The 23,885-nt window shown below is 55.5% G+C and carries 19 protein-coding genes and 1 pseudogene; 16 read left to right on the forward strand and 4 right to left on the reverse strand.

Annotated elements, in window-relative coordinates; translation table 11 throughout:
• Positions 1-32: 32 nt before the first annotated feature.
• Complete coding sequence (locus tag QYQ99_RS08750) at positions 33-689, forward strand: glutathione S-transferase family protein (protein WP_302092294.1); 657 nt, start codon at positions 33-35, stop codon at positions 687-689.
• Positions 690-760: 71 nt separating this feature from the next.
• On the opposite strand, the gene QYQ99_RS08755 is transcribed toward QYQ99_RS08750, so the two are convergent.
• Positions 761-1,510 carry an SDR family NAD(P)-dependent oxidoreductase gene (locus tag QYQ99_RS08755; RefSeq protein WP_302092295.1) on the reverse strand — a complete coding sequence of 250 codons (750 nt, stop codon included), beginning with the start codon at positions 1,508-1,510 and terminating at the stop codon, positions 761-763.
• Positions 1,511-1,685: 175 nt separating this feature from the next.
• Here QYQ99_RS08755 and gspF point away from each other — a divergent pair, with 175 nt between their 5' ends.
• The 8 genes and pseudogenes from gspF to QYQ99_RS08795 all read left to right on the forward strand — a co-directional run bounded on the left by gspF (position 1,686) and on the right by QYQ99_RS08795 (position 12,082).
• Positions 1,686-2,909 (forward strand): type II secretion system inner membrane protein GspF, encoded by a 1,224-nt coding sequence (gspF, locus tag QYQ99_RS08760; protein WP_302092296.1) that lies wholly within the window; start codon positions 1,686-1,688, stop codon positions 2,907-2,909.
• A gap of 131 nt (positions 2,910-3,040) precedes the next feature.
• Entirely contained in the window at positions 3,041-4,243 is a 1,203-nt protein-coding gene (locus QYQ99_RS08765; RefSeq protein WP_302092297.1) for an ammonium transporter, read from the forward strand.
• A 61-nt stretch (positions 4,244-4,304) separates the two neighbouring features.
• Positions 4,305-4,814, forward strand: a pseudogene (locus QYQ99_RS08770) (5'-nucleotidase); the annotation flags it as partial.
• 305 nt (positions 4,815-5,119) lie between these two features.
• Positions 5,120-6,247, forward strand: a complete 1,128-nt coding sequence (locus QYQ99_RS08775; RefSeq protein WP_280007603.1) for a site-specific integrase — start codon at positions 5,120-5,122, stop codon at positions 6,245-6,247.
• Positions 6,248-6,259: 12 nt separating this feature from the next.
• Positions 6,260-8,314: a hypothetical protein gene (locus QYQ99_RS08780; protein WP_280007604.1), complete on the forward strand. Its 2,055-nt coding sequence runs from the start codon at positions 6,260-6,262 to the stop codon at positions 8,312-8,314.
• 20 nt (positions 8,315-8,334) lie between these two features.
• The gene (locus tag QYQ99_RS08785; RefSeq protein ID WP_280007606.1) at positions 8,335-10,599 is read left to right on the forward strand and encodes a hypothetical protein; all 2,265 of its coding nucleotides are present in this window, start codon (positions 8,335-8,337) and stop codon (positions 10,597-10,599) included.
• Positions 10,596-11,126, forward strand: coding sequence for a hypothetical protein (locus QYQ99_RS08790; RefSeq protein WP_280007607.1), 531 nt, complete (start codon positions 10,596-10,598; stop codon positions 11,124-11,126). Before QYQ99_RS08785 ends, QYQ99_RS08790 begins: the two co-directional genes overlap by 4 nt.
• A 23-nt stretch (positions 11,127-11,149) precedes the next feature.
• Positions 11,150-12,082: a 5'-nucleotidase gene (locus tag QYQ99_RS08795; protein ID WP_280007608.1), complete on the forward strand. Its 933-nt coding sequence runs from the start codon at positions 11,150-11,152 to the stop codon at positions 12,080-12,082.
• An 86-nt stretch (positions 12,083-12,168) separates the two neighbouring features.
• Here QYQ99_RS08795 and QYQ99_RS08800 read toward each other — a convergent pair whose 3' ends face one another.
• Positions 12,169-13,401, reverse strand: a complete 1,233-nt coding sequence (locus QYQ99_RS08800; protein WP_280007609.1) for an RES family NAD+ phosphorylase — start codon at positions 13,399-13,401, stop codon at positions 12,169-12,171.
• A 476-nt stretch (positions 13,402-13,877) separates the two neighbouring features.
• Between QYQ99_RS08800 and QYQ99_RS08805 the strand changes: the two genes are divergently transcribed.
• A complete protein-coding gene (locus tag QYQ99_RS08805) occupies positions 13,878-14,207 on the forward strand; it encodes a PadR family transcriptional regulator (protein WP_280007610.1) in 330 nt (109 codons plus the stop codon).
• Entirely contained in the window at positions 14,204-15,433 is a 1,230-nt protein-coding gene (chrA, locus tag QYQ99_RS08810; protein ID WP_280032001.1) for a chromate efflux transporter, read from the forward strand. The genes QYQ99_RS08805 and chrA overlap by 4 nt, the downstream gene beginning before the upstream one ends.
• A gap of 318 nt (positions 15,434-15,751) precedes the next feature.
• On the opposite strand, the gene QYQ99_RS08815 is transcribed toward chrA, so the two are convergent.
• Positions 15,752-17,065, reverse strand: coding sequence for an RES domain-containing protein (locus QYQ99_RS08815; protein WP_280008335.1), 1,314 nt, complete (start codon positions 17,063-17,065; stop codon positions 15,752-15,754).
• A 151-nt stretch (positions 17,066-17,216) separates the two neighbouring features.
• On the opposite strand from QYQ99_RS08815, the gene QYQ99_RS08820 reads away from it, so the two are divergent.
• The 3 genes from QYQ99_RS08820 (at position 17,217) to QYQ99_RS08830 (ending at position 21,286) form a co-directional block, all read left to right on the forward strand.
• The gene (locus QYQ99_RS08820; protein ID WP_280008336.1) at positions 17,217-18,551 is read left to right on the forward strand and encodes a hypothetical protein; all 1,335 of its coding nucleotides are present in this window, start codon (positions 17,217-17,219) and stop codon (positions 18,549-18,551) included.
• 150 nt (positions 18,552-18,701) lie between these two features.
• The gene (locus QYQ99_RS08825; protein ID WP_280008337.1) at positions 18,702-20,270 is read left to right on the forward strand and encodes an ATP-dependent nuclease; all 1,569 of its coding nucleotides are present in this window, start codon (positions 18,702-18,704) and stop codon (positions 20,268-20,270) included.
• Complete coding sequence (locus tag QYQ99_RS08830; protein WP_280008338.1) at positions 20,255-21,286, forward strand: DNA helicase UvrD; 1,032 nt, start codon at positions 20,255-20,257, stop codon at positions 21,284-21,286. The genes QYQ99_RS08825 and QYQ99_RS08830 overlap by 16 nt, the downstream gene beginning before the upstream one ends.
• A 59-nt stretch (positions 21,287-21,345) precedes the next feature.
• Here QYQ99_RS08830 and QYQ99_RS08835 read toward each other — a convergent pair whose 3' ends face one another.
• Positions 21,346-21,816, reverse strand: a complete 471-nt coding sequence (locus QYQ99_RS08835) for a hypothetical protein (RefSeq protein ID WP_302092298.1) — start codon at positions 21,814-21,816, stop codon at positions 21,346-21,348.
• Between the two features lie 384 nt (positions 21,817-22,200).
• Here QYQ99_RS08835 and QYQ99_RS08840 point away from each other — a divergent pair, with 384 nt between their 5' ends.
• Both QYQ99_RS08840 and QYQ99_RS08845 read left to right on the forward strand, forming a co-directional pair.
• Positions 22,201-22,530, forward strand: coding sequence for a hypothetical protein (locus QYQ99_RS08840; RefSeq protein WP_302092299.1), 330 nt, complete (start codon positions 22,201-22,203; stop codon positions 22,528-22,530).
• The gene (locus tag QYQ99_RS08845) at positions 22,527-23,792 is read left to right on the forward strand and encodes a type II toxin-antitoxin system HipA family toxin (protein ID WP_302092300.1); all 1,266 of its coding nucleotides are present in this window, start codon (positions 22,527-22,529) and stop codon (positions 23,790-23,792) included. Before QYQ99_RS08840 ends, QYQ99_RS08845 begins: the two co-directional genes overlap by 4 nt.
• Positions 23,793-23,885: the final 93 nt, after the last annotated feature.

Here is a 23,885-nt window from a genome sequence, read left to right on the forward strand (position 1 = left end):
CATGTCACAACAGCCCGCCAAGGAGAACCGCAATGTCCACACCTCACCAGCCCAAGCTGCGCTTTTTCAGCAACCCCAGATCACGCGCCCGCATGGTGCGCTGGATGCTGGAGGAATGCGGTGCCGACTATGAAACCGTTGAGCTGGAATTCGGACCCGAGATGAAGTCGCCCGAGTACCTGTCCATCAACCCCATGGGCAAGGTCCCGGCGCTGCAGCATGGCGATGCCGTGGTCACCGAGACCGGAGCCATCCTCGCCTATCTGGCCGATCTTTTCCCCGAGAAGCGACTGGCCCCGGCGATGGGCAGCCCGGAGCGCGCCGGCTACTTTCGCTGGTTGTTCTTTGTCGCCGGGCCGGTGGAGGCCGTCACGACCGCCCGCAACGAAGGCTGGCTGCAATCGCAAACTCATCAGCAGGCCATAAGCGCGGGCTTTGGCCGCTTTGACGATGTGCTGAACACATTGCTGCATGCGGTGGCCGGCAAACGCTATGTCTGCGGCGACCACTTCACGGCCGCCGATCTGTATCTGGCCAGCTATATCGGCTGGAGCATGATGGACGGCAGCTTGCCCAGGCGGCCCGAATTCGAGGCCTATGCCACGCCGCTGCTGCAGCGTGCAGCCTCGGTGCGCGCCGATGAGATGGACGGCGATATGCAAGCCGCCGCCATGGCACCAGTCGTTTAAGGTTTTGGCCCGTAGCGCCTGCCAGTCAGGCGCAGGGCCATCAACACCTGGAGCAAACCGCTGCCAACCACTCAGCGCGCCAAGTAACCGCCGTCGACCGGGTAATAAGCGCCCGTCACAAACGACGCGCGGTCACTGGCCAGCCAGGCCACCAGCTCGGCGATCTCCTCGGGCTGGCCCAGGCGTCCCATGGGGTGGGCCGCCACCAGCGCCGCATGCGTGCTCGGGTCCTGCTCCAGACCGCTGATCATGGGAGTGTGGATAAAGCCCGGCCCCACGGCATTGACCCGCACGCCTCTGGCCGAATATTCGAGCGCTGCCGCCTTGGTCAGGCCCAGCACGCCATGCTTGGCGGCCGTGTAGGCCGCAGAGTTGGCAAAGCCCACGGCACCGAGGATGGACGCCATATTGATGATGGAGCCGCCGCCGCCCTGCAGCATGGCGGCGATCTGGTATTTGCAGGCATAGAACACGCCAGAGAGATTGACGCGCAGCACCTGCTCCCAGGCATCCAGTGGATAGTCGGCCGTGGGCGCACTGACACCGCCGATGCCGGCGTTGTTGCAGGCCACATCCAGACGGCCGAAGTGGCGCATGGTCAAGGCCACCAGCGCTTCATGATCCGCCGCGCTGCCGGCGTCGGCGCGCAGATACAGTGCCTCGGCACCCAGCTCGCGCACCAGGGCTGCGGTCTCCTGGCCCTGCTCCTCGTTGAGGTCGGCCAGCACCACCCGCGCGCCTTCCCGGGCCCATGTCAGCGCCACACAGCGGCCTATGCCGGACGCAGCCCCCGTCACCAATGCAACCTTGTCCTTGAGCATCGAAACCTCCCGTTCTTGAATCGGCAGACCATTGTGCCGACCTCGCCCGCGACCGTCATGACCTGCCTCAAGTCTGCGGCGTGCTCTCCAATGCCGATGTGCTGACATCATTAGTCGCTACCATCCCAAGAACGTAAACATGTCCTAACCCGTCACCCGTCAGATCGATTCGCGCATGCCCGCCTTTACCTTTGAAGCCCTGGATGCCCAGGGCCAGACCCGCAAGGGCACCCTGGAAGCCGACAACGCCCGTGCCGCGCGCAGCCAGCTGCGCAGTCAGGCCCTGGTGCCGCTGCAGGTCGAACCCGTGGCCGCAGGCCAGGGCCGGGGCCGGACAGGCGCATCCGGATGGCTCACGCGCCCGGCCTTCAACTCCACGAGTCTGGCAGTCTGGACCCGCCAGCTCTCGGGGCTGGTCAGCTCCGGCCTGCCCATAGAGCGCGCGCTGGCCGCGCTGGCCGAGGAAGCCGAGGACGAACGCCAGCATCAACTGGTCGCCGCGCTGAGGGCAGAAGTCAATGCCGGCTCCAGCTTTGCCAGGGCGCTGGAGCAGCATCCACGCGAGTTTTCCGACATCTTCTGCGCCGTGATCGGTGCCGGCGAATCCAGCGGCAGCCTGGGCCCGGTGCTGGAGAACCTGGCCGACGACCTGGAGGCGCGTCAGGCACTGCAGTCCAAGCTCATCGGCGCCTCGCTGTATCCGGCCATCGTGACGCTGGTGGCCATCGTCATCGTGACCTTTCTGGTCAGCTATGTCGTGCCGCAGGTCGCCGGCGTGTTTGCCGGCACCAAGCGTGCGCTGCCGTTTCTCACCGTGCTCATGCTCGGCATCAGCAGCTTTGTGCGCAGCTATGGCTGGTTCATGCTGGCCGTGCTGCTGCTGGCTGCCGCGGGTTTTCGGCTGGCGCTCAAGAACGAGGCGTTTCGCGAGCGCTTCGATGCCCAGTGGCTGCATCTGCCACTCATAGGCCGGCTCTCGCGCAGCTATAACGCGGCGCGCTTTGCCGGTACCCTGGCCATGCTGGCCGGAGCGGGCGTGCCCATTCTCAAGGCCTTGCAGGCCGCCGCCGAGACGCTGAACAACCGCGCACTGCGCGCCGATGCCATGGATGCGCTGGTGCTGGTGCGCGAAGGCGCGCCACTGGCCTCGGCCCTGGCACAGAAGAAGCGCTTTCCGGGCCTGCTCGCCATGTTCGCCCGACTGGGCGAGCAGACGGGCCAGCTGCCGCTGATGCTGCAGCGTGCCGCCACCCAGCTGTCCACCGAAGTCCAGCGTCGTGCCATGCACCTGGCCACGATTTTGGAGCCCCTGCTCATCGTCGTCATGGGGCTGGTGGTCATGCTCATCGTGCTGGCTGTGCTCATGCCCATCATCCAGCTCAACCAGTTCGTCAAATAGGCCGGCCGCGCCCGTAGCGGTGCGGAAGCGCACACTCCAGCTTGGCGCAATTCTTGCTTTCTTTTAGTGCATTGCGGGTTTTTCCCGCAATTTCGCACCAATAAATAGCAAATTTCAGCTGGAGCGTTTTCATGCAAGCACTAAAACAGGGCGCAGATGCCCTGTTCATTTTGATGGGCGCCGTCATGGTCCTGGCCATGCACGCCGGTTTCGCCTTTCTGGAGCTGGGCACCGTGCGCCGCAAGAACCAGGTCAATGCCCTGGTCAAGATCCTGGTCGACTTCTCGGTCTCCACCGTGGTCTATTTCGCGCTCGGCTATGGCGTGGCCTACGGCACGCACTTTTTCGTGGGCGCCGAGCAGCTGGCGGCACTCAACGGCTATGGCCTGGTCAAGTTCTTCTTTCTGCTGACCTTCGCCGCCGCCATTCCCGCCATCATCTCGGGCGGCATTGCCGAACGCGCCAAGTTCTGGCCCCAGTTGATCGCCACGGCCGTGATCGTGGGCCTGATCTACCCCTTCTTCGAGGGCATTGTCTGGAACCAGCATTTCGGCGTGCAGGCCTGGATCAAGGCGCTGACCGGCTCCGAATTCCACGACTTTGCCGGCAGCGTGGTGGTCCACGCCGTCGGCGGCTGGATCGCCCTGGGCGCCGTGCTGCTGCTGGGCCCGCGCCGCAACCGCTACCGCCAGGGCGGAGCGATTGCCGCCACACCACCCTCCAGCATTCCCTTCCTGGCGCTGGGCGCCTGGATTTTGATCGTGGGCTGGTTCGGCTTCAATGTGATGAGTGCCCAGAATCTGGACAAGATCTCCGGTCTGGTCGCCGTGAACTCGCTGATGGCCATGGTGGGCGGCACTCTGGCCGCCCTGGCGGTGGGCAAAAACGACCCGGGGTTTGTGCACAACGGCCCGCTGGCCGGCCTGGTTGCCGTCTGCGCGGGCTCGGATCTGATGCACCCTCTGGGGGCGCTGGTCGTGGGGGCTGCCGCCGGTGCCATCTTTGTATTCATGTTCACGCTGACGCAGAACAAATGGAAGATCGACGACGTGCTGGGCGTGTGGCCGCTGCACGGTCTGTGCGGCGCCTGGGGCGGCATTGCGGCCGGCATCTTCGGCACGCAGGCGCTGGGCGGGCTTGGCGGTGTGCACCCTCTGGCCCAGCTCATAGGCACGCTGATGGGCGTGGCCTGGGCAGCGCTGGGCGGCCTGCTGGTCTACGGCCTGCTCAAGAAAACCGTGGGGCTGCGCCTGAGCCAGGAGCAGGAGTTCGACGGCGCAGACCTGTCCATACACCACATCAGTGCCACGCCCGAGCGCGAAGCCAACTGGTGAGGGCGTGGCGGGCTGCGTATCATCAGAGCTTGTCTGCACATCCGCTTAAAGCCGTACCGCCATGGCCATGACCCTGAACGACAAGCTCGTCGTCGCCATCTCCTCGCGAGCCCTTTTCGATTTCGAGGAGGAAAACCGCCTCTTCGAGGACAGCGACCCGGCAAGCTATCTGCGCCTGCAGCGCGAGCGGCTGGACGTGCCTGCCGCGCCCGGCGTGGCCTTCTCGCTGGTCAAGAAGCTGCTGGCCTTCAACGCCGAAGGACAGCAGCATGTGGAGGTGGTGCTGCTCTCGCGCAACGACCCCGTCAGCGGCATGCGCGTCTTCCGCTCGGCCAAGGCCCATGGCCTGCACTCCATACAGCGCGGCGTATTCACCCAGGGGCGCGACCCATTCGGCTATCTGCGCCCGCTGGGGGCCCAGCTTTTTCTGTCGGCGAATGCCGAGGACGTGACCCAGGCACTGCAGCTGGGCTACCCGGCAGCCCATGTGTTCACCGACTCCATGCGCGCCAGCAGCAGCCATCCGCGCGAAGTGCGCATCGCTTTCGACGGCGATGCCGTGCTGTTTTCCGTTATGTCGATGCATCAAGAACACTAGCCATATATTGCCAACATCGGAAGGATCGCTAATAATTCAAATTATTGGAACTTCTTCTTTTATTGATGCAACATAGCCGTAGCTACTCGGTGAACTTCACGCCTAACGGTGAATTTGCATCGAGGTACCCCGCACTAGCGCATCTCCCCTTCATCTTGGACTCGCGCCCCAGCTACCACCGGCTAGGTAACGCGTACCTGGTTGAGCGTGGCTTAGGCCTCTGGGGACCAGAGAGTCGGAACCAAGTCCTGACCGGGCGCATCCCCACTGCCAAGTCAATGCTCAGTTACGCGCAATGGCTTGCGAATTTCTTAGAGTGGGCAGACAAGCGCAAGGTAGACCTCAAGACATGTGACTACGCCACACATATAGTGGGCCGCTATCAAAAAGAGATGCTTGAAGGCCTCTGGTCACGCGATGGTTACGGCCTCGCACCAAGCACTGTGAATCTGAGAGTTCAACAAGCGTGCGACTTTTTGACTTGGATGGCAGACACAGGCCAGAGGGTAGTCTTCAAGATTCCGTACGACACTGCAAAGCTGAGAATCGGCTCAGCCACAAGCTCCATCGGCCACCTGGGTTTTAACGTCCGTGTACGTAAGGGAAAAGTGCGGCGACCGACGCGTCCTCTGTGTATGCCAACAGATGCGCAGGTGAAAGCGTGGCTTGAAAGCGTCCATGAAAAGTATGGACAGACTTACGGCCTTATGTGCGAAACGGTCTTGTTTACTGCAATGCGACGCGAAGAAGTCGTATGCCTCCGCCACGACACCTTGCCCGAGAACCCCAAAGACTGGCTCATCGCGAACCCACTCGCCCCCCCTGCGCAACAACAAGTTCGCATCACTATCCGATACGGCACAAAGGGTCCAACCTATGGCCTGGACAATGGGGACAAGATTGGTCCAGAGCGAGACATCTTGATCCCCCTGAGCCTTGCTCAAAGCTGGGATCACTATCGCTCTAATGCCCGGAACCAAGCTTTTGCGGCGCGCATGAAACGAGTCAAAGGGGCGGCACGGGTTGCGCTTGCAAAGAGCGCTGTGCACTTATTCCTCCGCGCTTCAGATGGGATGCAGTTCAAAGGCCCTGAGCTATATAACGCGTGGACAGGAGCCCTGCCTCCCATCAATGGCTGGTCTCCCCACCAGGGAAGACACTGGTGGGCATGCTCTGTACTTTGGCGAGAGCTGAAGAAGCACCAGCACACGCCGCACTTGAGCAATGAGACTACGGCAGCACTGCTTGAGAACACTGCCCTGAGCATCATCAGACTTCAAGTCCAACCGCAACTAGGTCACGCCAACGAAGCTACGACGATGGTGTATCTGCGATGGGTGATGGACATGCTCGCGGTACCGGCCTCACTTGAAGACGACGACGAGCCGTCAATAGGCACTAAATAAGCAAGGACTGATATGAGTATCCGTACGAACACGAATACGAAGGATCACCTAAGCCAGAGTGTCACAACACTACACCCTTCACCTGTAGAAGGCTCAACTACTCTGCCTCATGAAAAAGAGGCGCTTCGCTTTTATACAACCCATAAGACTAAGCCCCGCATAGTAGATCTCAATGTTTTCAAGACTGGTCAAAGCATTTCTTCAAGCAATGATAGCTGGAAAGAGCCATTTTCCGGCCGACCTGAACTGATAGCACAGCTTAAACCTGCAATTATCGACCGTGCAATGCCATTAGCACATAAATCGGTGGACCAGATTTTGGCTTCACTGCGTGCATGGTGGCGGATCTTTGATTCAGTCGAAGCCATGACGGAGGGAACAGCACACCCAATTACTTCAGTTTCCCAAATTACTGACCTGCATCGCCAAGTTGCTTTAGACAGAGGAATTGGGCGATTGGAGTTCGTCAATTTCTTTCAATTAGCGAACACAACTCGAATTGCTCTAGGATTAAAACCACTGTACTGGCTAGCGCCGTCATCGAAACCTGTCAACCGACATCTACCTTCAAAGTGGCAAACCGACGTAATCCGTCAACAACTTAAACGCCACTGGTTCTCTGTGCTTGACCGATGGTCATTGGCAGACGATTTACGAAAACAATGTAGCACTGTAGTTGAGCACGACGCAGACCCGGAGACTCACAAGGAGCAACAGCGCCTACTTCGTAATTACAAGTTATTCGACTCGGTTGTAGAGAAAACTGGCGATCCGCGACCATCAGTTAGTTCGTTACTGCAGGGGGTTTCCGCCCAGACCTTCTATGAACAAGGCTTCAACTACAGCGATATGCTGTGCGGCAGCTATCCTGACAGCTTCGATATCCGCGTTGCTTTTCATTTATGTATGGCCACCACTGGCTGGAATCCCGCAGTCTTACTAAGTCTTGATGTCACGACTTCAATTATTGAAAAGCATCCAAAAGACCCAGGGCGATACATTCTCCGCGGAACAAAGGCTCGGACCGGTGGGGCCGAACAACTCAGCGAAGGGCTGCTAAAGTCCCAAGGAAGTGCAGGATTCATCATACAGGCACTAATAGCCCGAACGAAGTCGCTTCGTGAGTCTTTGATTAATGACCTGCATGTGTACAAAGCGAGTTTGGCAGAAATGAAAAGCACGTCGCACACAGCGGTCGAACTTGAATTGATGCGCATACATATCACATCTCTAGAGCAGGGAACAAAATCCCCTTGGATTTTTGTAAAAAAAAATGGTGATGATATTCTTTGGCTGACCGACGAAAATTTCTCGGAGGGTGTGTATAAAAAAGGCATCGGTTACCTTTCTTTTATCGGGAAATTCATCGCAGATCTTAATTTAAATAGACCTAAAGAAAATCAATTATCACCGCTTCGAGCATCGGACTTCCGTGACGCCTATGCAGCAACACAATATCACGCAAGCGGAGGTTCAATTCTCTATGTGATGAAGGCTCTAGGCCATCGCAGCATTAGATCAACTCAAGGCTATCTGAACAATACATTGCTGAATGATGAACATCAAAAACTGTTCGGGACATTCAGCGAAGCCCTTTGGAGCGAAATAGCGACCCATCAAAGAGTTGACCCTACAATTATTGCTCAGCGGTCACGCTACGGCAGCATAACTCCAGAGCACCGTAAGCGTTTACAGGATTACCGAACGCTGATGCGAAGCCGGGTTGGTATTGCCTGCACAGACCCCACAAACCCTCCACGTCACATCGCCCCCGACTTCGTCGCTGACGGGAAAGCAATGTGCCATGTCCAACGTTGCACACTCTGCCTAGAGAATGCCGTCCTCCTTCCCGATAGCCTTCCCGGCCTTTGCAAGAGGTTAGCTGAGCTGCGGTATCTGCGATCGAGAATGAGCGTAACTGCGTTCCAAGAATCTTCATTTTTAAAGGAGTTGGACAATACAGAGCTTGCACTAATTGCCTTCGACGCTCAAGAATCTACGCAATTGCTTGAGGAATGGGAGCGACGCATTGAAAGCGGAGCACACCGAGTCATTGAGTTTGATTAAAACTCGCAAGAGAATAATCAATGAATAACTTAGTTAAATTGGAACTCAATACCGATCCTTCCGAAATATTCGGGAGAGATTACGAGATAGAGGCAACCCGCAATCGTGGTTTACTGCTCATGCCGGTCCACTCCATTCAACACGCCGATGCCGCTCAACTCATCGCATTGCAACGGATCTTGCAGCACGGCGATACATTAGGCAGATGGGTAACTGCTGATGCATGGGTTCCTTCGTCAAAAAAGAGCTCTGCGTTTTTGTCAATCGACATACGTCGACGTATCGTCCATTTCTTGCCTGCACATCTTCAACGCCTAGCGAGCGATGAAGATCTGACGAGTCATCGCGTTCATCATTCAATCGCGAAGTACTTAGACGAGGCTGTGCTCAAAATAACACGTTATTTGGTGCTTTTGCGTATTGGCCCGGTGGGCCGCGGAAAAAAGGGAGCCCAGCGCACACTTGACCCAAATTCGATCATCTATATTGGCTATAGCATAGCGCCAATTATTTTCGCGCTAGCAATTGCATCGTCCTTTGATACGAAAGGACAACCAACAGCCGACAGCATCTCTTTCCGATCGCTGCGTACGGATGATCTATCTGCACTTTCAGAGAGTCAAAAAAGGCAAGTGCTGGCAGAGTGGCTGCGTATGAAGGAGCTCGTGGATCGAGGACTGTGGACGGATGCACCCAGCATACAGACGGAAACTAGCACGATTGCGATGACCGGAGGCCTTCGCTACACAGTAGAGCCGCGAAAGGTCGTTAGTCATCAACCCCTACCTGACGAGTATGTTTCAGAAATGGGTCGTCACAGTCTTTGGCTCATGCGCGTGCTTCTCCCGAACCTGCTTGACATTGGAAAGGCAATAGCTGACCTTTACTCGGAAAAAGGCAGCAATGGAAAGCCCCAAAAAAATATAGTCAGCAGCTGTGCTAGAAAGGTGCGAAAGCTACTCTCTACCTTTCGTTGGCTCGACCAAGAAGGCCAAGAATTTTACGCACTTCCCTTCTCGCTGCGTCGACACAAGCTGCGCAGTGAAACTAAATCAGTAAATGGTCGTAATGTTGAAACAGAGGCGTACTGGCCACCAAAAAGTCTTTCAGACGTGATGGGATTGCTCGGGCTCGTGCAAATGGCACACTATTTTATAGTCAGCCTCAGTATGGGAGCCCGCCAATCTGAGGTACTAGGACTACAAAGGGATTGCGTCGTACGTTCAGTTGACGGGAGACGCTACGCAAACGGTAAAACCTACAAGCTCGTGGAACGACACGGCGGCGAGTGGAGGGACTGGCAATTACCAGAGGCAGCAGTCGAGGCACTCGCTCAGCAGGCACTGCTCATTGAGACTGCTATGCGGATCGCTTATTTCAAAGTGCAGCGGGATACCGATATAGACGCCGTTAGCTCAGGCACGCATCTCTGGGGACAATTAAATGCAGGGAACACTAGTGACCCGGCGAATTCGTCCTTCGAAATCAATTCAGCATTGCGAGCATATGCGCATGCGATCGGATTGAGTACTGAGCCCGGTGGGCAGCCTCTCCGATCGCATCGATTCAGGAAGACACTTGCACGTCTCGTGGCTTTAGCCTTGACACAAGCTCCGAAGTTGTTGATGGATGTGTTTGGTCATAAATCCATCGAAATGACGCTGTACTACATCCTCTCCGACAAAAATCTTCGTGCCGAAATCGAGACAGTGGCACGTGAGTTGCGCGTAATGCGTGCTAAGGAGGTGGTCGAACGTATGGTCGAGGCGGACTTGGCTTCTAAGGGAACAGAAAGTGCCGACTTAGGCGGCTATGGAGGACTTGCCGCGGTATCACTGCAGAACGTCATCAGAGAGAATCGTGATCGAGCACACCGTCAAGGTGCCCAATGGGGTGCGAACGACGTTGGAGAATTGGCCGAGTTGCTGACGTTGCAAGGCAAAGCATGGGAGCAAGTCAGAACAGGTGTGCTCTGCACCAAATTTCCTGGTGAAGTGGGGCCCTGCAGCAAGAGCAAAGGGCGTCCCGAACCCTCGAAGTGTCAGATCAGCTGTAACCATCGGCTGGAAGAAGCCTTCCTACGTGAGGACGTTGAAGGTTCGATTCAAGACGCAGTAGCAGCTTATGAAGCTGCAATTGCCAATGAGGAAAGCCTGACTGCCGCTCACTGGGCCGCACAGGTACGCGCCCATGTCCCGCGTTTTTCTGACCTGCAGGCGAAGTGGATGCTCAACGAGACCGTGCGGGAGTTGTTCGCCGACGAATTGGACAAAGTGGTCGAATGAAGAAAACATCAAAGCCAAAGCGAACCCACTCTGTCGATGCTATTGAGCGCATGCGCTCAGCAGCGCTGGCACGTTATGACTCACAGGCCGCACAGTCTCATGAAAGAGTTCGCCACGTAATGCAAGCCATCCAACAGGAGATGGCCGCCAACGAAGGCATCTACCCCCATAACAAGGGCGCAGTTTCGATGGCGGAGGTCGCACGACGCGCAGAAATACATCCCCTTACTTTTCACAAGCCGCGCTATCTAGAGCTCGGCAAGGAAGTAAAGACATGGCTTGAGACATTGAAGCAAGGTGCGGTCGTTGGTCAAGGTCGGGTCCGCAAAGAACTGGGGACCCGAATCCAGGAATGGAAGAAGCTATATGAGGACTTACTTGAGACTCACCGCATTAGCGAAACTGATCTTCAGTACGCGGAAGCCAGGCTCAAAGAAGTTCTTTTGGAGAACGAGCAACTACGTCAACAGCTTTCGCAGCAAAAGACATTGAAAGTTGTCCCGATACGTCCAAAAAAGCCTGACTGAGATTTCAATGTAAAAGGTATAAAATGGCATATCCAATTGAAAAAAAGCTAGTTGTTGCCGTCTCGTCCAGTGCTCTTTTCGACCTTTCAGAGTCACATGCGGTCTTTGTCGAAAAAGGCCCTAAAGCCTACAAAGAATTTCAGGAAGCCAACCTGGACAAATTTCTCGGGAAAGGGGTTGCATTTCCATTTGTTCGGCGCTTTTTGAATATCAACAAGCGCTTCCCGAAGCAATCACCTGTCGAGGTGGTTCTCTTGTCTAGAAATTCTGCAGCCACCGGAAAAAGAGTTTTTCGATCCATTTCTCACTACGGCTTAGATATCTCACGAGCTGCGTTTATGGAGGGGAAATCACCCTACGAATACATCCCAGCCTTCAACGCGTCATTGTTTCTATCTGCTAATGAGGAAGACGTAAAAAATGCCATTAGCAGTAAGTACCCAGCTGGCATTGTTTTACCGAGTACAGTCATCGATGACGAATCCGAGGACGAGCTTCGCATCGCATTCGACTTTGATGGCGTGATCGCCGATGACGAATCTGAAGCGGTTTTCAAAGGCAAGGATCTTTCAGCGTTTCGCGACTATGAAGTTGCAAACGCACACATTCCTCACAAGCCAGGCCCTCTGGCCGACTTATTTCAAAAGCTCTCATTCATGCAAAAACTTGAAGACAAAGAGCAGGAGAAGAATCGAGATTACAAACGCATCATTCGGACCGCCATAATTACCGCAAGAAATGCGCCATCCCATGAACGTGTTATTACCACGCTGGAAGATTGGGGAGTCAGCGCAAATGAGACCTTCTTCTTAGGTGGAATGAAAAAAGATCGAATTCTTGCTCGGCTAAAGCCACATATGTTCTTCGATGACCAGAAAAGTCACCTTGAATCTGAGGCAGGAGACATACCGATGGTTCATATTCCATTTGGAATTGCAAATAAAATCATCGAATAAATGCCTTCTGATATTTATTTTACTAGAGTCCTGATTCCCCAAGCTCACGGCCGTAGCCAGATCGCTTGATGCCGCCGAACGGTAGCTCAGGAACCGTAGTGGCGATCATTGATAGAGGCAACACCGTCCACTGTATGAGGCTTACTGAAATAGCGCACAGCTGATATGTCGTGAATGACAATCGAGTCCTGCACCAGCGACAGCGCCGGTTGCACTTCACGCTGACTAGGCCACATCGCGGCCCGGCTGATGAAATGTATGGAAGGACGGAACCTGCGGCCCGGCCCGTCCTCCTCGTATTCCCACAGAGAGATCTCGGCAGTGTTGCCGTCTCCATCAGAGTTGCTCACATCACACGCTTTGCGGAACAAGACGACGTTATCGCCAGCGGGGAGCTCACCTGGAATGCGACTTTGTGCAGATGGATAGATGATGCCGTCTACATTCAACGTCGCATGGGCAGCCAGATAGTCCGCAACGGCCTGTGTGACAAGGTAGTCCCGATCCTGTTGTTCAGGAACCACGGGCGCTGATAAGCGGTCACCCAATGTCCTCAGGAAATCGCGACGCTGCGCCGCTAAGAGGGTATCTGGATCAAACAAACTGGCATTCGGGCGCAGCTCAACGGTAGCCAGTCGCCGCAGATCCAATAGGCGCAGCGGCCGAATCACATCAAACGCGGCCAATGCGATCAAGCTCCCCACAGGCGGTCTCACCTCGGCAATACAGATCTCAGGATGGGTGGCTCCGTAGAAAGCAGGTTGACCCTGCCCATTCATTCGTCCTGCAGCTCCGACACCTACCGCCGGCGAACCTAGAAAACGCTCTGGCCAACGTAGCGCGGCAATCAACGCATCCTCGGTTTGGAACACTCTGCCCCGGTAGAGCGTCTTCAATGAAGTGCCGGGACCAGCTTCAAGGACAACCGAACGCCCCTCCTGGTCTTGATCATTGGTGATCTCGCCAAAGATCATGTCGAGCAATGCCAGCGCCTTGGGGTTGAAGTAGCGCACCTCACTACGCAGGCTGTCTTCCATCTCGCGCCAAGAGAAACCGAGTGGCTCGGCCATTGATGGCTTGAGGACGAACCAAGGATCGTCGTCGCCATAGCGAGACTGTCCTGACCCCTCGTCGTACCAAAGCTCGCTCAGGTGCTCCACCACAACTTCGACTGCATCCTGCGGTATGCCAGTCAGCTCCGAAATCGTTGTCTGCAAGTCGCTGCCGGCAGGAGTTCGCCCGAAATGAATCACCGCCATCGTGTTGCTGGATTCCTCGAAAAACGTATCGATCACTTTTTCGCACAGTTCAGCTACCACCCATAGGTCTGCTGCCGGTGCATCGACATCGCAGAACTCGCAAGAATTTTCAGACGTTGCAGCGTCTTGTACCAGACACTGTAGATGTGGCTCCCCAACACAATCAGCACATATATAGCTCATACGCCCCCCCCCCAAGCAGTTCGCCTAGATCATCATTTGATAGAACTATGACATGACCTCGGCGAAATACAGTGGTCGCTGAATAGCCAACATGCAGAGATGCAATTTGAGCAGCCGCTTCGGATCGAACAACGACAGTCGCTGTTTGGACATTAGCAGTCTTTGAAGGTAGGGCCCCTGGGCAGAAGACCCTGCCTTACTGTCCTAGTTACATCCGACCGATCCAGCTCCAACTGCCTGCCTTAGAACGCAGACCTTAGAGCTAGCGTGATCTATCGGGAGAAGGGGCATCGGCTAAACACACTAAGTGCTCATGCAAGAGTTATCATCGAATTTCGATATCGAAATTCGATATGACAGATAAACCAACACCAAGCACACTAGAGCACCACGACCTTCTGTCTGGGTTTATTCGCCTGCATGTGCTGCACCATGCTGCCGAACAGGAAATTTATGGGCAATGGATGATCGACGAGCTGGCTCATCACGGCTACCGCCTGTCTCCTGGAACGCTCTACCCGATGCTGCACAAGATGGAGCGGGACGGCTACCTTGTCTCGCGGCAGGAGCGCGAAGGGCGCACGGTGTGCAAGCTCTACACGATCACGACCAAGGGCAAAGCAGGCTTGGCGCTGGCTAAGGAGCGCATCCGGGAGTTCGCCGGGGAGGCAATGCACAAATGACCGATTCCACCAACAGCTTGTCGCACGAAACCACTCCCGCGCGGGGTACGACTGCCGAAGTCTTTGGCGCCTTTCTCAAACTGGGCCTGACCTCCTTTGGTGGACCCATCGCTCACCTAGGCTATTTTCGATCGGAGTTTGTCGAGCGCCGCCGCTGGCTGGATGACCGCAGTTACTCCGACCTGGTAGCCCTGTGCCAGTTCCTACCGGGACCGGCCAGCAGCCAAGTCGGCATGGCACTGGGGCTAGGCCGCGCAGGCTGGTCTGGATTGCTGGCAGCCTGGGCGGGATTTACTTTACCGTCTGCTATTGCATTGATCCTGTTTGCCTTCGGCATCGCCGAATACCAGGGTCTGGCTCAGTCTGGCTGGGTACATGGACTCAAGGTTGTCGCCGTGGCCATCGTGGCACAGGCTGTATGGGGTATGGCTAAGTCACTGTGTCCGGATCGACCCCGTGCTGCACTCGCAATTCTGGCAGCACTGCTGACCATGATCTTGCCCTCGGCGCTGGGACAGGTTGCCGCCATCGCGGTGGCGGGGTTGCTGGGGTGGTGGCAATTAAAGATAGCTCAACCTGGCGGTGGTCAGGCACATAGCTACCCGGTTTCGCGCAAGCTAGGCATTGTTGCACTGCTGTTGTTTGCTGCACCGCTCGTCGGATTGCCATTGTGGGCAGCAGTCACGGGCTCGTCCACGATAGCTCTGCTTGAAGGGGTATATCGTTCCGGCGCGCTGGTCTTCGGCGGTGGACACGTTGTCTTGCCACTGCTGCAAGCTGCCGTGGTGCCGAGCGGCATTGTGAGCAATGCCGACTTCTTGGCTGGCTACGGTGCAGCGCAGGCCGTGCCAGGACCACTTTTCACGTTCTCGGCCTACCTTGGTGCAGTCGCCCAGGGCCCGCTGCACGGCTGGGTTGGTGGTCTAGCGCTGCTGGCCACTATCTTTCTCCCCGCCTTTTTCATGCTGATAGGAGCGTTGCCATTCTGGGAAGGGCTGCGTCATCGCGCTGGCATTCAAACAGCCATGGCAGGTATCAACGCCGGCGTGGTCGGCATTCTGGTATCCGCACTTTATGACCCGGTGTGGACGAGTGCCATCCATAGCAAGGCGGATTTTGGGCTGGCATTGCTGTCATTCGGACTATTGACTGTGGGGCGGGTTCCGCCAGCACTAGTGGTTCTGCTGGCCGGGCTGTCTGGCTGGGTCATGGCGATGGGCATCTAAAACATACTTCACAGCAGACAGCCAAACAAGCCATGCCAATGTCGGCTTTGGGTCGATCTCTGCCAGTGGACAGATCAAACAAGCCGGCCAACTCATGAGGGAGAGCGATCATGATGGATGCCGACATCGCAATGTTGACTTGGCTAGCAGCAGCCGGCTTGGGTTGCGAGGAGACTTGAGATTGACACCTTCACTTTGATAGGCTCAACGGTCCATCGCTATGGCGACGGTGCAGGAGTCGCTGAACAAACTTGTTGGCCATCGTGAGAGTGAGGTACACGGGAGCACTGGCTACGTTGCCAGTGCCCTGCAAGTTACCTAGATTAAGTTCAGGCGCCTACGCGACTCGTCGCTCATGAACATGTCGTAGATATGACGACACTCACGGGCCCTGGTCTCAATCGCCGTAACTTGGTGATATCGGATAGAGCCGTGAACAACCATCACCTTGGTGGGCGGCTTGGATGGGTTGTCCATGTCGACTGCCACTTCAACAGGTACGAGCCCATCGACAAGTCTGTCTTCATCGGGCCCAGCCGGTATAACGTATGCGAGTCGGCTGGCCTCGGGGAACAAGACGACGTTGGTACCCGCCTCGCCCGTCTGCACGGACGGGAAAACTAGGCCGTCGACCTGCCGACCGAAGCGCATCCGAAGGTACTCGAACACCACCTGGGTGGAAAGATAACTCAGCTCATCATTTCGAGCTTTTGGCCTGGACATCTTTTTGACCAGTGAGCCTAGGAATACTTTGAGGTGCAGCGCTTCACGACATCCCACGTCCAGGAGCGACAGATCTGGGGGGGCAACCCGGTCCAGCGCTGTGAGGTCAAGCAGCTTTAGCTCAGCGACCGGAGTCAGTGCCGCGCTCACTACATGATCGCCGGTAATGGAGCGGATTTCGCTCAAGCAGGTCTCTCGTTCCAGCGCGCAATAGAGGGCAGAAATGCCATTCGGCGTCATTCTTTGACTGCTCGCCAGAAACTTCGGCGTGGGGCCGAACTCGCCAGCGGGGTTTTTGACTATCTTCTCCGCTTCGCCCAAGCCTTTGGCAAGACGCGCACGGTACATCAAATTTCCATTGGTCATGATCCGGATGGCTTCAGGTTTGAGGCCTTCGTCATCGGCGACCAAGAAAGAGAAAACCAAGTCGAGGAAGTCTTTGGCTTTCCCGTTGAAGAAGCGGTGCGTGTACTGCACGCCCTCAACGAACTTCTCCCAACGAGCCTCGTAGAGGTTCACCTCCATCGCGTCGTCTTCGCCATAGAAGTGCGTAGGATCGCCCGCATCATCCACCCTGAATTCGTCGGGAACTCCATTACACAAGTCATCGAAATATGGATCATCTCCAAGATCAAGCCACTCCGAGAGGACGATGCCGATTTCCGCGATAGGGAATAGTTCGACCCTAGCTCCGTACAACATGCCGAGCTCATAATCAGAGAGATCATCCTTGACTGCGATATTCTCCCTAACTCGCTCATAGACATACTCAAATAGCCGCTGGGACTCAATTGCCCTCCCACGTTGGCGGCAATACTTGCAGTCACCTTCCTGCCCATGTGCATCGAACAGCTTCTTGAGGGGTACCGGCGTAACACACTCAATACAAATCATCATTGCTTCCTGCAAGTTCTTCTTATGAATGGCTGAGGCTACCGGCTTCGAAATCTTGGCTGCTCGCGAAAACCCAAAAAAGCGGCAACTGATTGCACGGTGTCCTTAAGGTAACCTCTATCAGAAACTATTTGAACTGATATTTTTGGGAGGTGCCGAGCCACTTATGTCCGCAGAATTATCTCTTGTCGCAGCCCTCCAAGCGTTGTGGGACATCCCTCCCCCCGGTCCAGAGAACCTCTGGGGCAGCCGCGAGTTCATCGCAGTGAAGGAACTGCTCATCAAGCACTACCACAACGGAAAATCCACCTTCGGACTGGAAGTTTCCATCGGCAATGCCTTAAGGTCGCTCGGCCTGCGATACAGCATCCCACATCTGCCCACGCAGCCCGGGCTGGAGCTGAGCCAGGTGGCCTCCGCACTAGTTCACGAGTTTCAGCGGACCACCATCAGGCGGCGATACCTCTGCCCGCTAGATATGGCCGATGACCTTCCGCCCCTCCTGTTTGGCAATGCGAAGTTGGGTCGATTCACCGCTGCTGAACTAGAGTGCTTATTTGATGCGCCTCGCTTGGAGCGCTGCTTTCCGGACATCCGGCTGGATGTCTTGCGTCTGTCCCAATTTCATTGGCTGGTCATTGAGGAAGACGTTTCGGTTCGAGGCGAATCGGGCAATCGCCAGTTCTCCTTTCTGGACTTTCCCATGAACAAGGATCCAGGTGAGATTGTTCCCCATGGCGGGCGTTTTCCCGCGGTAGTCGAGCGAGCGCTGTTCCTCCTGCTTCTGGCGCCATGGGAGGCCTGGTCAGAGATGCCTGAGGTGGACTGGCGAGGCTTCCAGATACCTTGGATCTACACCCTAGACGATGACCTATGTACTTTTCCGGCTCCACCACCTGCTCCCAAGCGCCTGTCGTGGGAGCCATACCAACACCAGGTGGATCATGACGAATGGGTGGAATCCGAGCGCCCGTTGTGTCTGCGAACCTTCGCAACCGCCGAGGATATCCGCCAGGATCTAGATAGCTGCTGGGCAAGGCTACAGGTGCCGAGCACGCTGAACTCGGACTTGTTCTCTACCCCAGTAGAGCACTTCCTAGTTCGTGCGTTCCTTTCCGATGGCATCGATGAAGTGATGGCCCACCTTATCGTGATCGAAGCCGCCTTTGGTACAGAAGCTGACCACAAGAAAAAACTGCGACTTCCTGGCGACAGTTATGCAGAATCGGCAACACGCAGAGTCGCGGCAAGGCTAAGCGCCGCCATAGGCAAACCGGGCGCGGCAAAGGAATACCTGGATCTGTACGACATGCGCTGCACCTACATTCATGGGCGTCATGAAGGCCGCATCATCTCAACCCAGCAGCGTGTCTTGGCTCGTCGCCTAGCCCGGGAAGCGACAAACGCTCTGGTCGACCTGGCACAAAAGACGCAGCTTCGCGAAAACATCCTCCTCGACTTACTCAATCAAGGGGTCGCGAACCTCCCACCCAAGACCTGACCATACGGCCAAGCCAACAGACCACAATCCACATCAAAGCAAGCCTTGAACGAGGGCTTACGGGGGTCTAGTTCCAAGAATTGAACAGTTAGACGCCGTTGACGAAGTCGATACTGCCAAAACATAAATATCGAATGAAGGAAGAAGCGTATGGGAACGATTCGGCGACTGGTGCTCAAGAATTTCAAGCGTTTCAAATCGCTTGAATTGGAATTCGATCCGGAGCTCAACATCCTGGTTGGCGGCAACGAAGCAGGAAAGAGTTCAGTGCTTCAAGCAATGGACATTGTGCTAAGCGCCAGTCGAAGCAAGGTCGAGGGCATGGGGCTTGAAGCGCTATTCAACGCTGACTGTATCGCTGAGTTTCTTGCGGGCGCCAGGAAAATCGGCGATCTGCCCGAGTTGCATATCGAGCTCTATTTTGATGATCTTCCTGGTCGTCACGACCTAGATGGAAGGAACAATAGCAAGGGCGTCGACCACCTAGGCATCAAGATGGTGTGCAAGCCAGTCGACGATTTCACAAAGCACATCCAAGCCATCCTTACGGAAAAGCACGATAACTTTCCATTCGAGTACTACGGAATAAGCTTTCTGACTTTTACGGACGAGGTTGTCTTTCCTTACAAGAAGCCGTTGCGGCACCTGCTGATTGACAGCTCACTAATCAACAACGAGCACGCCACGCGCGAGTACACGCGTTCAATGTATGCCGCGCATGCGAGTGTTGCTCAGCGCAACCTGCACGGCTTCGAGTACAGAAAGGCGAAAGCGAAGTTCAAGGATGACGTTTTCAAGTCGATGAACGACGAGCTGGATGCATACAAGTTCGATGTTAGAACCAGTCCAAAGGCCAGCGTCGAGACCGACATCATCATTACCGAGGACGACATACCGGTGGACAGCAAGGGCAAGGGCCGCCAGTGCTTCATCAAGACGGAGTTCGCGCTGCGTAATCGGGAGCATGCGCTACACGTACTATTGCTGGAGGAGCCGGAGAACCATCTCAGCCAGGTGCATATGCGCAAGTTGATCGAGCGTATCCGTGCCTCTGCCAAAAAGCAGCTTTTTGTGGCCACGCACAGCAGCTTCATCGCTACGCGGCTGAATCTCAGGAAGGTTCTGATTCTTAGTGAAGAACATCCGTCGCGACCAGCCAGCTTGAAGGATCTCAGCCCGGGAACCGCCGAGTTTTTTATGAAGGCGCCCGACAACAACGTCCTGGAGCTGGCTTTGTGCAAAAAGGCGATCCTAGTCGAGGGCGACGCCGAGTTCATCCTGATGGAGGCTCTCTACAAAATCAGTGCCCCGGAGGGAAGTCTGGATGCCGATGGCGTCCATGTGATCTCGGTTGATGGCACTAGCTTCAAGCGCTACCTTGAGCTTGCCAACCTCCTTGGCATTAAGGTGGCGGCGATCCGCGACAACGACAAGGACCATGCGGCCAACTGCGTCGCGAACTACTCTGACCACGTGTCGGCTTCGATCCAAGTCTTTGCGGATCTCGATAACAGCCGCCATACCTTCGAGGTCTGCATGTACAAGGACAATCAGGCGGCCTGCGAGGAGCTTTTCGCGGCTCGCCGCAAGACCCTGAGCGTCGAAGAATACATGTTGAAGAACAAGACCGACGCCGCATTCCAGCTGCTGGAAAAGAAAGGCTCCGCGCTGGTAGCCCCAGGCTACATCCAGCAGGCAGTGACATGGATAAGAGCGTAGTCTTCGCGGTCGCCGGATCAGGCAAGACCACCCGTCTGGTCGCGGCGTTGGACGAGGTGCGACGCTTCTTGCTGGTCACGTATACCGAGGCCAACTACAACAACCTGCGTACCAAGGTCATTGAACGGTTCGGCTACATGCCGCCCAACATCGCGATCTACACCTACTTCAGGTTCCTGCACAGCTTCTGCTACCGGCCGTTCCTGCGCTCCAAGAAAGACACGCGCGGCATAACGTTCAACGCTCCTGAACGGTTTCCGGTCTACCCTTTGACTGATGACCGACGCTACATGTCACCTGGCCGCTGGCTTTATGCGAACAGGCTAGCTAAGTTCATCGAACAGTCTGGCCTGGTTGATGCGGTGGTGGCCCGCATAGAAAAGTACTTCGACGTCTTCTTCGTCGACGAGGTACAGGATTTCGGCGGGCATGACTTCAACTTTTTATTGAAGATCAGCGCTGCTCAGGTGAGAACGAGCTTCGTTGGCGACTTCCACCAGCACACCTTCGACACGAGCCGCGACGGCAACGTCAATGCCAACCTTCATGCCGACTACGATGCCTACAAGAAGAAGTTCGAGCGAGCCCGCTTGAAGGTCGATACCGACAGTCTCATACGCAGCCGGCGCTGCAGCAAGAGCGTCTGTGACTTCATCACAGAGAAGATCGGTATCTACATACAAGCACATGACGAACGGACGAGTGTCGTTCGCTTCGAAGACGACCCGGCGACGGTGGAAGCCCTCTACCGCGATTCTGGGACGGTCAAGTTGTTCTACAAGGAACATCAGAAATACGATTGCTTCTCCCAAAACTGGGGAGCGTCCAAGGGCATGGACTGCTATGAGGATGTGTGTGTAGTGCTGAACCCGGGCAATGTGAAGGCTTGGAAAGCCGGCAGCTTCCGGGACATCAACCCGGAAACGCGCAACAAACTTTACGTTGCCTGTTCTCGCGCAAGAGGGAATCTGACGTTCATCCCCGAATCCCTGCTGAAGCAATACAAGCGCTCCTGAGTACCTCCACAACACATGCTAAGCGAAGGATTTCAATTTCACGTAGCCGCAGTGTCAACTCAACGCTTACTAACTTCCATAGTCGTCACTACAGACCGATTGGCTTGGCTGAGACTGTTGAGGTTCACAGCAAAGCCATAGATGTTGTGCAGAGCTAAGACAACGCCACATGATCGCGAATAGCCGCCTTCACAATGCACGACCACGCTCCTGATCTCCGGCGCTAGAGCCCGCACAAATGCATGAATTTCTTTCGCCTGTAGGGGCGAAAAACCGTCCTTGATTTTTGCCTTCGCTCGCGCAGAAATCTCCGTATTCAAAAAATCGACGTCGGCAAAGCTCAGCCGCAACAGCTGGCTAAATCCATGTACTTCTGCAGGAGCTCGCTCAGGAGCAGTGATCGAAATCATCGCCACTGTGCTGAGCGGCGGAAGTTGTTCTGCCACCCTTCTCGAAACAGCAATTGCCTGACGAACGCCTGGTGGTGGTTTGTAGAGAAGATCGATGACCTCTCGCAGGGATTGACCCACTTTTCATCTCCTTGCAGCTTGCATCATGGGCATTCCTTCAGCGCCTATCGTCAACGACACTTTCCTGCTTCGACGTTAGCCCTTGTGGATCAGTAGATCCTGCCGCCTTTGGAAGGCCCTGGGTCAGATCATATTGAGAGCTGAATAGTCATGGACGCTCAGCCAATTTGGGCATTTGCAGCACCACGGCCCGACCACTCAACCCTATGCTCTCAAGAGCATCGTCGGCCTGGGGTTGCACCAGACGAGAGTTCTTGCGCAAAGTCACCTGTAGCTCACCACTTGAAAACTCCTTCGCCGCTTTCTCCCGGATAGAAATTTCTTTTTAAATGTGATTTACTCCACAAAAATACTATTTAAAGGAAAATTTAAGTCGTATAGCTTATGAAAAAGTCATCCGACACCGCGATGCTCCCCATAGAGGCAGAAGACGCCGCACTGCTTATGGGCAAAAAGATACGAATGGCCCGTCGCATCCGCGAGATGACCCAGCAACATCTTGCTGACGCTACTCAGATGTCTTTGAACACCGTCGTAAAGATGGAAGCGGGCCACCCTGGAGTGCAATTTGGGTTCTACCTCAAGGCGCTTTGGGCGCTGGAGCTGATTGATGACTTCACCAAGCAGATGGGGATGGTCGGCATCAACGAAACTGAGTTCTCCCTCATGGAGTCCAACCTACCAAAAAACGTGCGCCAAAGATCAAAGCGATGAGCGAGAAGATAACGAAACCAGTGTGGATCTGGCTACCCGGTCAAGCCGAGCCGGTACACGCAGGAACGTTCACTTGGGCTGAGGGGGCCAAGCCAGTAGGCGCCTTTGTCTATGACACGAGCTACCTAGCTCGCGCCGATATGCTTCCCTTGGACCAAGGACAGCTCAAATTTTTGAAGCGCAGGCCACTTAAGGCCACGCGCAATGAGGGACTGTATGACATGTTCAAGGATGTGAAGCCCGAAGGATTTGGGCTTCACATCCTGACCAGGAAACACTCTCGCAGCAGTATTACGGACCTCGAAGCATTGGAGTTTTCCGCGGGAGACACCGTAGGTGCCTTGGCTGTTTGTGACGATATCGCTCAAAAAGCGCTGTTCCTTCCTCACGCAGCTGAAGACCTGTTCGAGGCCATGAAGATGCTTGCACCTGGGGCTCACGTCGGCCAAGCAGGGGGCTCACTGGAAAACATAGTCAGCACAGGCTTAGGTGGCGAGCGACCAAAATCCACCGTGCTCTTTAAGGGGCAGCAATGGATCGCTAAATTCGCTGGAAGCAAAGACGACCCGAGCTCCACCTTGCGTGAATTCTTGGCCATGCGCCTGGCCGCACTCAGCGGCATCAACACAGCAGAAGTTGACTATGTGCACAAGGGCACGCGAGGCACTGTGCTCGTCAAACGATTTGACCGGAACGTCGGCGGCGATGGGACTGTCCTGCGAACCCACTTTGCTTCGGCCGCAACCCTAATGGGCACGGATAGAGCCGTTGCAGGGACTCGCACTTATCCCATGATCGCCCAGTACGCGAGTAGGTGGCTAGTGCCAGATTTCAAAGATGAGTTGTGGCGCCGCATTGCATTCAACGTGCTGATCGGCAACGGTGACGATCACGCACGTAACCATGGCTTCCTGCTTGGTCCAAAAGGCTGGGCGCTGTCTCCTGCCTACGACATTGCGCCGTACACGCCCACTGGTGGCAAAGTCCACCCAGTTAAAGCACTGTCCACAGGATTGCTTCGCTCAGGTGAGGCACGTGCTACTGCAGACGTTCTACTGCTTTGTGCAAAGGAGTTGGATGTTGACTACGACTATGCGAACAACTACCTCGATGCAACCTATGAACTGATCAAAGGGCAATGGGACAGCTTGGCAGAGTCCGTTGACCAAAAGCCATTACAGCCGCCGATATTTGAGCTTCCCCCACGACACGATCGCCTGTCAAAAGCGGCCGTAGCAGCGCACCGGTACCGAGGACGATGAAGCTCACAATCTCAAAAAATTGGACCCATGCCTGTATCCGCCCCTGGATGCGTATTCCAATTGAATTGACCACCCGTGCTGGATACAGCTGTA

It is taken from the genome of Comamonas testosteroni, assembly GCF_030505195.1.
Taxonomy (GTDB): domain Bacteria; phylum Pseudomonadota; class Gammaproteobacteria; order Burkholderiales; family Burkholderiaceae_C; genus Comamonas; species Comamonas testosteroni_G.